The following is a 14291-nucleotide window of genomic DNA, read 5'->3' on the forward strand; positions in this document are numbered from 1 at the left end:
TCTGTGCGGAAACCTGGCCTGGTGTGCGGGGCGTGGCGCCTGAGGTGCGGGGCGTGGTCGGCTCTCACGCCGTCACGCCGTGCCGAGTTCGTTGTCGATGAAGGCGAAGATGTCGTCGGCGGAGGCGTTCTCCAGCCGTCCGGCGACCGACTCGCCACCTTCGGCGAGGGTCCCGGTCAGCCCGTTGAGCATCGCCTGCAGGCGCGCGGTGAGCCGGCTCTGCTCGATGTCCTCGGCCGTGAGCTCGCTGAACGCGGCCTCCAGCCGGTCGAGTTCGGTGAGCAGCGCCTCGGCCGAGGTGCCGCCCTCGCCCTCGCCCAGTTCGGCACCGAGGTGCTCGGCCAGCGCGGCGGGCGTCGCATAGTCGAAGATCAGCGTGGCCGGCAGGGACACCCCGGCGGCGGTGCTGAGCCGGTTGCGCAGATCGACCGAGGTGAGCGAGTCGAAGCCGAGGTCACGGAAGGCCGTGCCGGGCTCGATCGATCCCGCACCGCTGTAGCCGAGCACCGTCGCGGCCTGGGTGCAGACCAGGTCCACCAGGGCGCGCCTGCGCTCGCCGCCGGTGAGGGAGGCCAGCTTCTGGGCGAAGCCGTCGAGGACCGGGCCGTCCTGGCCGCCGGACGCCGCCAGGCCCTGGACCTCGGGCAGGTCGGCCAGCAGCGGGCTGGGGCGGCCGGCACCGAAGGCGGGCGCGAAGCGGGTCCACTCCACGTCGGCCACGGTCAGCGTGGTCTCACCGCTCGCCAGGGCCCGGCGCAGCGCGGTCAGTGCCCGGTCCGGGTCCATCGCCGAGATGCCGAGGCCCCGGCCCGCGTCGCGGACGTTTCCGTGGTCGGCCATGCCGCCGCCGCCCCACAGGCCCCAGGCGATCGAGGAGGCGGCCAGGCCCTCGCCGCGCCGGTACTCGGCCAGTGCGTCGAGGTAGGCGTTGGCGGCCGCGTAGTTGGCCTGGCCCGCGCCGCCGACGGTGGCGGTGAGCGAGGAGAACAGCACGAACGCCTTGAGGTCGAGGCCGGCGGTGAGCTCGTGCAGGTTCCGGGCGGCGTCGGCCTTGGGGCGCAGTACCGCCTCGAAGCGCTCGGGGGTGAGCGCGTCCAGGACGCCGTCGTCCAGGACGCCGGCCAGGTGCACCACGGCGGTCAGCGGGTACTCGGCGGGTACGGCGGCGAGCAGCTCGGCGAGGCTGTCGCGGTCGGCGGCGTCGCAGGCGGCCAGGGTGGCCTTGGTGCCGGTCGCGGCCAGCTCCCGCAGCAGCTCGTCGGCGCCGGGGGCGCTCTCGCCGCGGCGGCTGGTGAGCAGCAGGTGCTCCGCGCCCTGTTCGGCCAGCCACCTGGCGACCCGGCTGCCGACCGCACCGGTGGCGCCGGTGACCAGTACGGTGCCGCTCGGCTGCCACTCGCCGCCGGGGCGGACGGGTGCGTGCTCCAGGCGGCGGGCGAACAGGCCGGACTCGCGGAGCAGCAGCTGGTCCTCGTCCCCGCTCGCGGTGAGGACGGCGGCGAGCCTGCCCAGGGTGAGCGGGCCGGGCTCGGCGGGCAGGTCGAGCAGGCCGCCCCAGCGGTCGGGGTGCTCCAGGGCGGCCACCCGGCCGAGGCCCCAGACCGGCGCCTGGGCGAATCCGCTCGGGCGGGCCGAGGACTCGTGGGCCATCGCGTCCCGGGTGACGGCCCAGAGCCTGGCACCGGTCCCGGCGTCGCCCAGGGCCTGGACGAGGGCGGCGGTGACGGCGGTGGCGGTGTCCAGGGCCAGCAGCGAGAGCACGCCGTCCAACTCGCTTCGTCCGGCGAGCAGTTCGGTGAGCGAGGCGCGGTCCTGCGCGGTGGCGGGTACGGCGAGTACGTCCACCGTGAGGCCCGCCTCGCGCAGTGCGGTCAGCACGGCCCCGGTCCACGGGTCCGCCGCGAGGCGGTCGGAGACGACGGCCAGCCAGTGGCCGGTGGTGATCCGGTCCGCCGCGCTGGGCAGCATCCGCCAGGCGACGCGGTAGCGCCAGCCGTCCACGGTGGAGTTGGCCTGCTTCTGGTCGTACCAGGAGGCCATCGCCGGGAGGAGCGCGGCCACCGGGGCCTGGTCGTCCACGCCGAGGGTGGCGGCGACGCCGGCGACGTCCTGGTCCTTGACCAGGTTCCAGAACTCGCCGCCCTCGTCGGCCGCCCCGCCCCGGGTGGTGGCGGCGGTGATGGAGGGGGCGTTCTCCCAGTGCCGGTCGCGCCGGAAGGGGTAGGTGGGCAGGTCGACCCGGCGGGCGCCGGTGAACAGCGCGGACCAGTCGGGGCTGAGACCGCTGACGTGCAGCCGGCTGACGGCGGTCAGCAGTGCCCTGGCCTCGCCCTGGTCACGGCGCTGGGTGGCGAAGACCTCGGGGACGATGTCCTGGGCCATGCCGGTGAGCACCGAGTCGGGGCCGACCTCCAGCAGCCGTGTGGCGCCCTCGGCGGCCAGGGTCCGGACGCCGTCGTGGAACCGGACGGCCTCGCGCACATGGCGGACCCAGTAGTCGGGCGAGGCCAGCTCGTCGGTGAACGCTCCGGTCAGGTTGGAGACCACGGGCAGCTGCGGCTCGTTGAACTCCAGTCCGTTGAGCACGGTCCAGAAGGACTCCAGCATGTCGTCCATCCGGTGCGAGTGGAACGCGTGCGAGACCTTCAGCCTGGTGGTCTTCTCGAAGTGGGCGGCGACGGCGAGCACCGCCTCCTCGTCGCCGGAGACCACGACCGCCCGCTCCCCGTTGACCGCGGCGAGGTCGGTGCCCTCGGTGAGCAGCGGGGCGACCTCCGCCTCGCTCGCCCTGACGGCCACCATCGCGCCGCCCACGGGCAGTTCCTGCATCAGCCGGCCGCGCGCGGCGACCAGGGTGACGGCGTCGGCGAGCGAGAGCACACCGGCGACATGGGCGGCGACCACCTCGCCGATCGAGTGCCCGCCGAGCAGGTCGGGCCGGATGCCCCAGGACTGCAGCAGGCGGTAGAGGGCGACCTCGAAGGTGAAGATGCCGGCCTGGGTGAACACGGTCTGGTTGATCAGCTCGGAGTCGGGGTCGAGGATCACGTCCCGCAGCGGCCGGTCCAGGTGCCGGTCGAACTCGGCGCAGATCTCGTCGAAGGCCCGGGCGAACTCGGGGAAGTGCCGGTGCAGTTCGCGTCCCATGCCGGGGCGCTGGGAGCCCTGGCCGGAGAAGACCACGGCCAGCTTGCCGGGCCCGGTGGCGGCCTGCGGCAGTTCGGTGCCCTCGGCGAGGGCGCGCAGCCCGTCCAGCAGTTCGGCGCGGTCGCGGCCGACCACGGCGGCCCGGTGGCTGAGCAGGGCGCGGGTGGTGGCCAGCGAGAAGCCGACGTCCAGCGGGTCGAGGTCGCCGACGGCCGCGATCAGACGACTCGCCTGGGCCTTCACCGCGTCGGCGGTCTTGGCGGAGAGCACCCAGGGCACGGCCGGCAGCTCGGCGCGCGGTGCCCGGTCGGTGCTCTCCCCGGCCGGTGCGGTGTTCTCCTCACCCGGTGCTGTGCTCTCCCCGGCCGGAGCGGTGCTCTCCCCGGCCGATGCCGGGGGGGCCGACGCCTCCTCGATGACGACATGGGCGTTGGTGCCGCTGATCCCGAATCCGGAGACACCGGCGCGGCGCGGCTGCCCGTACGTGGGCCACGGCCGGGCCTCGGTCAGCAGCTCGACGTCGCCCGCCGACCAGTCCACGGCCGAGGTGCGGCGCTCGGAGTGCAGCGACTTGGGCAGTACGCCGTGCCGCATCGCCATGACCATCTTGATCACGCCGGCCACACCGGCGGCGGCCTGCGGGTGGCCCATGTTGGACTTGATCGAGCCGAGCCACATCGGCCGTCCCTCGGGCCGGTTCTGGCCGTAGGCGGCGATCACGGCCTGGGCCTCGATCGGGTCGCCGAGCTTGGTGCCGGTGCCGTGCGCCTCGACCACGTCCACCTGGTTCGGGGACAGCTGCGCGTCGGCCAGCGCCTGCCGGATCGCCCGGATCTGCGCGGGACCGCTGGGGGCGGTCAGTCCGTTGGAGGCGCCGTCCTGGTTGACCGCGCTGCCGCGGACCACCGCGAGCACCGGGTGCCCGTTGCGGCGGGCGTCGGAGAGCCGCTCCACCAGCAGCACGCCGGCGCCCTCGGCCCAGGCGGCGCCGGAGGCGTCCTCGGAGAAGGACTTGCAGCGGCCGTCGGGCGACAGCGCCCGCCGCTCGCTGAACTCGATGAACATCTCGGGGCTGGCCATCACCGCGGCGCCGCCGACCAGGACGAAGTCGCACTCGTCCCGGCGCAGCGACTGGACGGCCTGGTGCAGGGCGACCAGTGAGGAGGAGCACGCGGTGTCCATGGTGACCGCGGGTCCCTCCAGACCGAGGGTGTAGGCGATCCGCCCCGAGACGATGCTGCCGGAGATGGTGCCGCCGACGTAGTCGTGGTGCATCAGGCCGATGAACACCCCGGTCCTGGTGCCCTTCATCGACTGCGGGTCGATCCCGGCCCGCTCGAAGGCCTCCCAGGAGGTCTCCAGGAGCATCCGCTGCTGCGGGTCGGTGCCGGGGGCGTCCTTGGGGCTGATGCCGAAGAACGCGGGGTCGCACTCGGCGGCGTCGTGCAGGAAGCCGCCGTGGCGCACATAGCTCTTGCCGGGCTTGCCGACCTCGGGGTCGTAGAGCTCGTCCAGGTCCCAGCCCCGGTCCACCGGGAAGCCGGACACCACGTCCACGCCCTCGCTGACGATCCGCCAGAGGTCCTCGGGCGTGCGCACCCCACCGGGGTAGCGGCAGGCCATCCCGATGATCGCGATCGGCTCCCGGTCGCGCTCCTCCAGCTCGCGCACCCGGCGGCGGGTGCGCTCCAGCTCACTGGTCGCCCGCTTCAGGTAGTCGCGGAGCCTGTCGACGTTGGCCGGGTCTACCATCACTGGACTCCAAATTCGTTGTCGATCGTCGCGAAGAGTTCTTCATCGGTGGCGCCGTCGAAGTCGTCCGACGCCGGGGAACCGTCCGGTCCGTGGGTGTCGCGCCAGGTCCGCAGCAGCGCTTCGAGGCGCGCGGTGATCCGGGCGTGCGAGCCGTCCTGGTCGGGCAGTGCGGCCAGCGCGGCTTCCAGTCGGTCGACCTCGGCGACCATCAGCCGGGCCTGGTCGGCCGGGCCGGGGACCAGTTCGGCCTTGAGGTAGGCGGTCAGTTGGGCCGGGGCGGGCTGGTCGAAGACCAGGGTGGCCGGGAGGGACAGACCGGTGGCCCTGCCCAGCAGGTTGCGCAGTTCCACGGCGGCGAGCGAGTCGAAGCCCATCTCCTGGAACGCCCGGTCGGGGTCGACCGAGTCCGCCGAGGTGTGGCCGAGCACGGTGGCGACGCCGCTCAGCACCAACTCCAGCAGCTGGCGGTCGCGTTCGGCCTCCGGGAGCGGCGCGAGCCGCTCCCGCCAGTCGGTGCCCGGGGCGGTGTCCGTCTCGGCGGCGCGGCGCGGTGCGGCGCGGACCAGCCCGCGCAGCAGCGCCGGTACCCCGTCCGTCCGGGCCCGTACCGCGGCGGTGTCCAGGCGCATCGGCACCACCAGGGCGTCCTCGGCGCCCAGCGCCGCGTCGAACAGTTCCAGGCCCTGGGCGGCGGGCAGTGGCGGCAGGCCGAGGCGCCGCATGCGCTCCAGGTCGGCCTCGTCCACCTGGTCGGCGAGGCCGCCGACCTCGGACCACAGGCCCCAGGCCATCGAGACGGCGGGCAGCCCGGCGGCCCTGCGGTGCGCCGCGAGACCGTCCAGGAAGGCGTTGGCGGCCGCGTAGTTGGCCTGGCCGCCGCCGACCAGCAGTCCGGCGGTGGAGGAGAACAGGACGAAGGCCCGCAGCTCCCGCTCCCTGGTGAGCTCGTGGAGGTTCCAGGCGGCGTCCACCTTGGGCCGCAGCACCCGTTCGACCTGCTCGGGGCCGAGTGCGGAGAGCATCCCGTTGTCGACCACGCCGGCCGAGTGCACCACCGCGCCGACGGCGAACCCGTCCAGCAGCTCGGCCAGTTGTTCCCGGTCGGCCGCGTCGCAGCGGGCCAGGACCACCTCGGCGCCGAGCGCCTCGAGCTCGCCGCGCAGAGCGGCCGCTCCGGGGGCGTCCGCGCCGCGCCGGCTGGTCAGCAGCAGACGGCGGACGCCGTGGGCCGTGACCAGGTGACGGGCGATCAGCCCGCCGAGGCCGCCGGTGCCGCCGGTGACCAGCACATAGGAGTCGAGGTCCCAGGCGATCCGCTCCCCCGGTTCCGCCCTGGCCAGCCGGGGCGCCGACAACTCGCCCCCGGTGACGGACACTTCACTCTCGCCGCAGGTCAGCGCGGCGGCCAGTCCCGGCGTGCCGTCACTCTCCACCAGCAGGAACCGGCCGGGGTTCTCCGCCTCGGCGGCCCGGACCAGCCCGGCCAGCGGCGCATGGGTGAGTTCGCCGGCCCGGGTCACCACCGCCAGCCGGGACCGGTCGAAGCGCCGGTCGGCGAGCCAGTTCCGCAGCAGCTCCAGGGTGCGGCCGACGGTCCGGTGCACCGCCGCGGGCACCTCGCCCTCGGCCACCGGCACCGGCAGCACCACGACGGCGGGCACCGGCTCCCCGATCGAGGCCAGGTCCGGGTGGACCGGTACGTCCAGGCCCAGGTCGTCGTCGCCGCGGAGGGCGACCCCGTCGAGCGGGGCCCCGGCCGGGGCCGGTACCGCGACCCGCTCCAGCCGGAACAGCGACTCGGCCGCTCCGGCGGCCAGCTGCCCGGCCGAGACGGGGCGCGCGACCAGGGTCCGGACCGTGGCCACCGGCGCGCCCGTGCCGTCCGCGACCGCCAGCGACACCGCGTCCTGACCGGCCCTGGCGACGTGCAGCCGCAGTACCGGGGCACCGCCCGAGTGCACCGTGACGCCGCCCCAGCTGAAGGGCAGGACCGCCTGGCCGTCGCCCAGGTCGAGCAGGTTCACGTGCAGCGCGGCGTCCAGCAGGGCCGGGTGCACCCCGTAGGAGCCGGCCGTCGCCCTGGCGCCGTCCGGCAGCGCGGCCTCGGCGAACAGGTCGTCGCCGCGCCGCCATGCCGCGCGCAGGCCCTGGAACACCTCGCCGTAGCCGTAGCCGACCCCGGCGAGCCTCGGGTAGAGCCCGTCCAGCTCGACCGGCTCGGCGCCCTCGGGCGGCCAGACGCGCAGGTCGAACTCCGGCTCCGCGACGGCGGCCGCCAGCACCCCGCTCGCGTTGCGGCTCCACGGGGCGTCCGGTGCGTCGGCGGGCCGGGAGTACACCGCCAGCGAACGCCGCCCGGCCTCCTCGGCGCCGACCGCGACCTGTACCGCCACCGCCCCGTGCTCCGGGAGGGTGAGCGGCGCCTGGAGCGTCAGCTCCTCGACCACGCCGCAGCCGGCCCGCTCGCCGGCCTGGACCGCGAGCTCCACCAGTGCGGTGCCGGGGAGCAGCACCGTGCCGTGCACGGCGTGGTCGGCGAGCCAGGGCTGGGCGGAGCGCGAGAGCCGTCCGGTCAGTACCAGCCCGCCGGAGGCGGGGAGTTCGGTCACCGCGCCGAGCAGCGGGTGGCCGGCGGACAGCTGGCCGAGGCTGCCGGGGTCGCCGCCGCTCGCGGTCGCCTCCAGCCAGAGCCTGCGCCGCTGGAACGGGTACAGCGGCAGGTCGACCCGCTCCACCTGGCGTCCCTCGAACAGGGCGGCCCAGTCCACCGCCACTCCGCTCGCGTGCAACCGGCCGAGCCCGGAGAGCAGTTCTCGCTCCTCGTCGGCGTCCCGGCGCATGCTCGCGGCGGCCACCGGTTCACCGCTCAGGCAGTCCTGGGCCATCGCGGTCAGCACCGCGTCCGGGCCGAGCTCCAGGAAGGCGCGCACACCGAGGGCGTCCAGCGCACGGATCGCCGCCTCGAACCGGACCGGCAGGCGGACGTGGTCCACCCAGTAGTCCGGCGAGCCCAGCTCCTCGGCGCCGGCCAGGGCACCGGTCAGGGTGGAGACGATCGGGATGGCCGGCGCCCCGTAGGACTGCGCCTTGGCGACCTCGGCGAACTCGGCCTGCATCGGCTCCATCAGCGGCGAGTGGAAGGCGTGCGAGACGGTGAGCCGGGTGCTCTTCTCGAACCGGGCGGCGAGTGCCAGTACCGCCTCCTCCTCGCCCGAGACCACCACCGAGCGCGGCCCGTTGACCGCCGCCAGGCCGACCCGCTCGGACAGCAGCGGAAGTACCTCGGCCTCGCCGGCCCGGATCGCGACCATCGCGCCGCCGGCGGGGAGCCGGCTCATCGATCCGCCGCGCGCCAGCACCAGCGCGGCCGCGCCCTCCAGCGACAGCACGCCGGAGACATGGGCCGCGGCCAGCTCGCCGACCGAGTGCCCGACCAGGTAGTCGGGGCGCACGCCCAGCGACTCCACCAGCCGGTACAGCGCCACCTCGACGGCGAAGATCGCCGCCTGGGCGTAGTCGGTGCGGTTGAGCAGCTCCGGCTCCGCCTCGATCACCCGGGCGAGCGGAATCTCCAGCTCCGGGTCCAGCAGGGCGCACACCTCGTCGAAGGCGGCCGCGAAAGGCGGGAAGGAGCGGTACAACTCCCGTCCCATGCCCAGGCGTTGCGAACCCTGCCCGGTGAACAGGAATGCCAGCTTCCCATGGCCGGCGTGGGTGCCCGCCGCGGAGGCCAGAGCGGTCAGCAGCTCCTCGGTGCCGTGGCCGACGGCCACCGCGCGGTGCTCCCAGGCGGATCGGGTAGTGGCCAGCGAGAACGCCACGTCCGCCGGGTCCAGCCCGGGGCGGGCGGCCACCCAGGCGCGCAGGCGGTCCTTCTGCTCGGCCAGCGCCTCGGGGGTGCGCGCCGACAGGATCCACGGCACGGCGGTCAACCGCGGTGCGGCGGCGGGCTCGGGTACGGGTACGGCTGCGGCCTCGCCGGACTCGGGCGCGGCCTCGCCGGACTCGGGCGCGGCCTCGCCGGACTCGGGTGCGGGCTCACCGGCCGGCTCCGGCTCGGGGGCCTGTTCGAGTACCACGTGCGCGTTGGTCCCGCTGATCCCGAACGAGGAGACCGCCGCCCGCCGGGGCCCTCCGGTCTCGGGCCAGTCCTGGTTCTCCGTCAGCAGCCGGACCTCACCCGCCGTCCAGTCCACCTGGGTGGAGGGCCGGTCCACGTGCAGGGTCTTGGGGAGCACGCCGTGGCGCATCGCCTGCACCATCTTGATCACACCGGCGACACCGGCCGCGGCCTGGGTGTGCCCGAGGTTGGACTTGATCGAGCCCAGCCACAACGGCCGCCCGGCGTCACGGCCCTGACCGTAGGCGGCCAGCAGGGCCTGCGCCTCGATCGGATCGCCGAGCGAGGTACCGGTGCCGTGCGCCTCGACCGCGTCGATGTCCGCCGGCAGGACCCCGGCACTCGCCAGCGCCTGCCTGATCACCCGCTGCTGCGCGGGCCCGTTGGGAGCGGTCAGCCTGCTGCTGGCACCGTCGGAGTTGACCGCGGTGCCCTTGACCACGCCCAGCACCCGGTGGCCTAGCCGCCGGGCGTCGGAGAGCCGCTCCACCAGCAGCATTCCGGCACCCTCGCCCCAGCCGGTGCCGTCGGCGCCGTCGGCGAAGGCCTTGCAGCGGCCGTCGGGGGCGAGGCCGCGCTGCCTGCTGAAGTCGACGAAGGTCTCGGGGGTGGACATCACGGTCACTCCCCCGGCCAGCGCCAGGCCGCACTCGCCCGAGCGCAGTGCCCGCACCGCCCAGTGCAGCGCCACCAGTGAGGAGGAGCAGGCGGTGTCGATGGTGACGACCGGCCCCTCCAGGCCGAAGGTGTAGGCCACCCGGCCCGAGGCGACACTGGCGGCGCTGCCGTTGGCCAGATAGCCGTCCAGGTCGTCCGGCACCGAACCCAGCCTGGTGGCGTAGTCGTTGTACATCACACCGACGAAGACACCGGTCCGGCTGCCGCGCAGCGCCGAGGGGACGAGGCCGGCGTCCTCGAACGCCTCCAGCGAGGTCTCCAGCAGCAGCCGTTGCTGGGGGTCCATCGCGAGGGCCTCGCGCGGCGAGATGCCGAAGAAGTCGGGGTCGAAGTCGGCGGCATCGTGAAGGAAGCCGCCGGTACGGGCGTAGGTCCTGCCCGGCTGCCCGGGATCCGGGTCGTACAGGGACTCGACGTCCCAGCCCCGGTCGTCGGGGAAGTCCGACACCGCGTCGGTGCCGGCGGCCACCAGCTCCCACAGCTCCTGGGGTGTTCGGACACCGCCGGGGTAGCGGCACGCCATCCCGACGATCGCGATCGGCTCCTGCGCGCGGTACTCGGACTCGCGCAGCCTGCGCCGCGTCTCGCGCAGATCCGAAGTCGTTCGCCTGAGGTAGTCGAGCAGTCGGTCCTCGTTGTTCGCCAACGCAGCCATCCGATCTGGATCGAAGCCTTCGGAAACGCGGGTTCCCGGCTCCTCGGTCCCTGGCCCCGCCTTTGGGAGGCTAGGGAGCAGGGGGTGTCGGGGTCACCCCCTAGTCCCCCCTGGACCGCCCGGCGGCCCGCCATTCCCGCGCTGCACCGAATGCCGTCCCGATTGCCCCGTCGACACCGGCCACTGACACCAGGTCTCTACCGGATGGCCACCGCCCGTTGGTACCCGAGGGTCACGGTTGACAACGTTGGCGGCCCCAACATAACGTCAACTCCGGCCCAGGACCTGGGAAGAGAGCCTCTGAGCAGCCACAAGCTCGCGATCGGCCCAGGCGTCCGGGTGCGCCCGTCCGGCCACCGGGAGGTCTGGACCAGACCCGAGAATTCCACAGTGCCATCCCGGCGACCCGCTTCAGGCGAAAGGCTGGAAGGGGCTAGTGATTCCACATGTGACGGCTAATATGTGACGTGGACATGAATTTTTCATTTCCGGCAGATTTCACTGCCCGGTTCAACTGATTACGCCACGGCAGGCAGAGAATTTCCGACGACCGCGCGGGGGCGGGCGACGAACCCAGCGATATCGTTCGCTGGTGTAATTCATGGGATTACCGGCCACGGGGGAGGTCAAGGTGCGCCTGTTCGAGCGCCTTCGAGAACTGGAACTCTTACGCGAGGCACTCGCCGAGAGCATCGACGGATCAGGCCAGCTCGTGATTGTCAGCGGCGGCCCGGGGCTCGGGAAGACCGAGCTGCTGCACGAGTTCTCGAAAACCGCGGTGAAGGCGGGCGCCCGGCTGCTCACCGCCACCGCGAGCCCTCGGGAACGGGCCCGGCCGATGAGCGCCATCAGGGAGCTCCTGCACAGCGGCGAGCTCCCGGTGGACATACTGAATCGTCCTCCGGAACAGCCTGATACCGCAGTCAACTCCGCGTCAAGTACCCGTTACGCGGATGTTGCCGATGTTCAGGCCCGGCCGGACGGGGACGACGCGCACTACGCCGCGGAAGCCCTCGTCCAGGCCGCCGCCGCACCGTTCCTGGAGCTGGCCGGGGAACGGCCGGTGGTCATCGCGATCGACGACGCCCACCTCCTGGACACCCAGTCCCTGCAGACCCTGCTCCACCTCTTACGGCGGGCCCGGAACAGGCGGATCCTGGTGATCTGCGCGGGCTGGGAGCACTCCGGCCGGCCGAACCCCCTCATCCGCGAGGGGCTGCTCCGCCAGCCGCACCGCAGGGTCCGGCTGGCACCGCTCTCCGGGCAGGGTGTCGCACAGCTGCTCGCCGCCCAGACGACCCGCCCCCTCCCTCCCGAGGTCAGCGCCGCCTACCACCAGGTGACCGCCGGCAACCCCATGCTGGTCCACGCGCTCCTGGACGACGGCACCCAGTTCGGCGCCGAGATCGGCGAGCCCGTCGCCAGCGTCGCCTACCGGAAGGCGGTGCTCGCCTGCCTCCACCGCGGCGGGCCCAGACACCTGGCCGTCGGCAGAGCGGTGGCCGCGCTCGGCGACCACGCTTCCCCCCACAACACGGCGCTGCTGGTGTCGACCTGCACCGACACGGTGCAGGTGGTGGTGGACGTCCTGAGCTCCACGGGCCTGCTCGACGGGTACCGGTTCCGCCACCCCACCGCCGCCAACGCGGTGTTGAGCGATCTCGCCCCCGCCGAGAGCTCACGGCTGCACGGCGAGATCGCCCGGCTGCTCTACCTGGAGGGGGCACCCGCCCCCGTGGTCACCGGTCACCTGATGGCCGCCGACCAGGTCGTCGAGCCCTGGGGACTGCCGGTGCTGCGCCTGGCCTCCGAACAGGCACTGGCCGCGGACCAGGTCGAACAGTCCGCCGGCTGCCTGCGGCTGGCACTGCGCTCGTGCGCGGACGAGCAGGAGCGGCACACCCTCGCCACCGCCCTGGCCCGGGTGGAGTGGCGGGTGAACCCGGCCGCCGTGGGACCGCACCTCGAACCGCTCTACCAGGCCGTACTGGACGACGAGTTGGACGCCCGGGACACGGCCACCGTGGTCCGGCACATGCTCTGGCAGGGAGAGACCGACCTGGCGGACCGGGCCGTCACCGCGCTGGCCGCCTCGCTCGACCCGGCCGATGCCCATGTGCTGGCCGAGGTGGAGTTCGTCCGGCACTGCTTCTACGGCGTGCCCCGGGTCAGCCACCGCGGCGACCTCGCCAAGGTGGCCACCCTGGAGCGGGCCACCACCGGCAAGGTGAACACCCTGTGGGCCTCGGTCGCCCTGCTGGTCAGCGGGGACCTCGGCGACGAGTCCGTCCGCCAGGTGACCGAGGCCCTGCAGAGCTGCCAGCTCAGCGACATGAAGATGGAACTGACGGTCATCTCGCTGCTGGTCATCGCCTACACCGGCCAGGCGGAGACCGCGATCGAGGTCTGCGAGGCGCTGCTGGCCGACGCCGTGCGGCGCGAGGCGACCACCTGGAAGGCGCTGCTGCTCAGCGTCCGGGCGCAGATCGCCCTGCTGCAGGGCGACCTGCCCACCGCCGATGCCAAGGCCCACGAGGCGCTCGACCTGCTGCACACCCGGGCCTGGGGCGTCCTGGTCGGCCTCCCGCTGTCCACGGCGATCTTCGCCAACACCGCGCTGGGACGGCCCCAGGCCGCCGCCGAGCTGCTCCGCCGCAAGGTGCCGGACACCATGTTCAACACCGTCTTCGGCGTCCAGTACCTGCGCGCCAGGGGACACCACTACCTCTCCACCGACCGGCCCTTCGCCGCGCTGAACGACTTCGAGACCTGCGGGCAGCTGATGCGCGACCGCAACCCCGACCTGCAGCCGATGGTGCCCTGGCGCACCGACCTGGCCCAGGCCAACCTGCGGATCGGCAAGACCCGGGCCGCCAAGGACTGGGCGGAGCAGCAGATCGGACTGCGCAGTCCGCTCGGCGCACGGTCGCGGGCCATCGCCCTGCGCGTACTGGCCGGCACCAGCCAGCCGCGGCACCGCACGGCCCTTCTACGCGAGTCGATCGACCTGCTGCAGGCCTGCGGCGACCGCCTGGAGCTCGCCCTCGCCTTCACCGACCTCTCCGCCGCCCACTACGAACTCGGCGACTACGCCAGGGCCCGCCTGGTGGCGCGCCAGGCCGCCCAGGAGACCGGCTTCTGCGAGACGGCGGCGGACGGTGCTCCCGTCCCGATCGGCCCTTCGGACGGCCGGCCGGATGCTCCGGCCGACGGGTCGCCGAGCGACGCGCGGACCGATGCGCCCAGCGGTACCCGCAGCCGTACCCGCGCCGGCTCCCCGGCCGGCGCCGAGCCCGCACCGCTGCTCAGCGATGCCGAGGGCCGGGTCGCCGCGCTGGCCGCGCTCGGGTACACCAACCGCGAGATCAGCAGCCGGATCCACGTCACGGTCAGCACGGTCGAACAGCACCTGACCCGGGTCTACCGCAAGCTCAACGTCGCCAGCCGCACCGAACTCCCCTCCAAGGTTCTCGAACACCAGATCCCGACCTTGCCCGACCACCGACCGGCCCCCGAACGCCGGCCCCGACCGTCCCACGGAGGCGTACGGGCCAAGGAGCCGCCGCCGCACTGGCGGCGCCTGGCGCTGTAGCCGCCGAACCGGGGCTCTCGCCTGCCACTGCTCCACCATCACCATCACACCGCTTTCGCGTCGTCTTCGCGCCCCCGCCCACAACCGAGCCGAGCTCGCGGGCGGGGGCGCGAACTCGCTTTCCACGACGGATCATCGGGGCCGACCTGGGATCTCGGCCGGTCCTGAACCTCGGCTGGCCCAAACCTCGGCCGGCCCGGTGCCGAGGTGCCTTTCACGCGTCCACCGGCGGAGTACTCCCCGGGCCCGCCAGCGGCGGCCGGTCCTGAACCTCGGCTGGCCCAAACCTCGGCCGGCCCGGTGCCGAGGTGCCTTTCACGCGTCCACCGGCGGAGTGCTCCCCG

At 73.8% G+C, this 14291-nt stretch carries 3 protein-coding genes; 1 reads left to right on the forward strand and 2 read right to left on the reverse strand.

All coding sequences use genetic code 11. The annotated features are described in order from the left end of the window. Positions 1-72: 72 nt before the first annotated feature. Both ACSMTC_RS09115 and ACSMTC_RS09120 read right to left on the reverse strand, forming a co-directional pair. The gene (locus ACSMTC_RS09115) at positions 73-4902 is read right to left on the reverse strand and encodes a type I polyketide synthase (protein WP_436559150.1); all 4830 of its coding nucleotides are present in this window, start codon (positions 4900-4902) and stop codon (positions 73-75) included. Next, a complete protein-coding gene (locus tag ACSMTC_RS09120) occupies positions 4899-10355 on the reverse strand; it encodes a type I polyketide synthase (RefSeq protein ID WP_436559151.1) in 5457 nt (1818 codons plus the stop codon). The genes ACSMTC_RS09115 and ACSMTC_RS09120 overlap by 4 nt, the downstream gene beginning before the upstream one ends. A 601-nt stretch (positions 10356-10956) precedes the next feature. Here ACSMTC_RS09120 and ACSMTC_RS09125 point away from each other — a divergent pair. Then, the gene (locus tag ACSMTC_RS09125; RefSeq protein WP_436559152.1) at positions 10957-13947 is read left to right on the forward strand and encodes a helix-turn-helix transcriptional regulator; all 2991 of its coding nucleotides are present in this window, start codon (positions 10957-10959) and stop codon (positions 13945-13947) included. Positions 13948-14291 lie beyond the last annotated feature (344 nt).

It is taken from the genome of Kitasatospora sp. HPM-01-4 (assembly GCF_051374625.1).
Lineage (GTDB): Bacteria > Actinomycetota > Actinomycetes > Streptomycetales > Streptomycetaceae > Kitasatospora.

Coding starts and splice junctions, on each gene's coding strand:
- ACSMTC_RS09120 (WP_436559151.1), bottom strand. CDS start 10,355: ATGGCTGCGTTGGCGAACAACGAGGACCGACTGCTCGACTACCTCAGG.
- ACSMTC_RS09125 (WP_436559152.1), top strand. CDS start 10,957: ATGGGATTACCGGCCACGGGGGAGGTCAAGGTGCGCCTGTTCGAGCGC.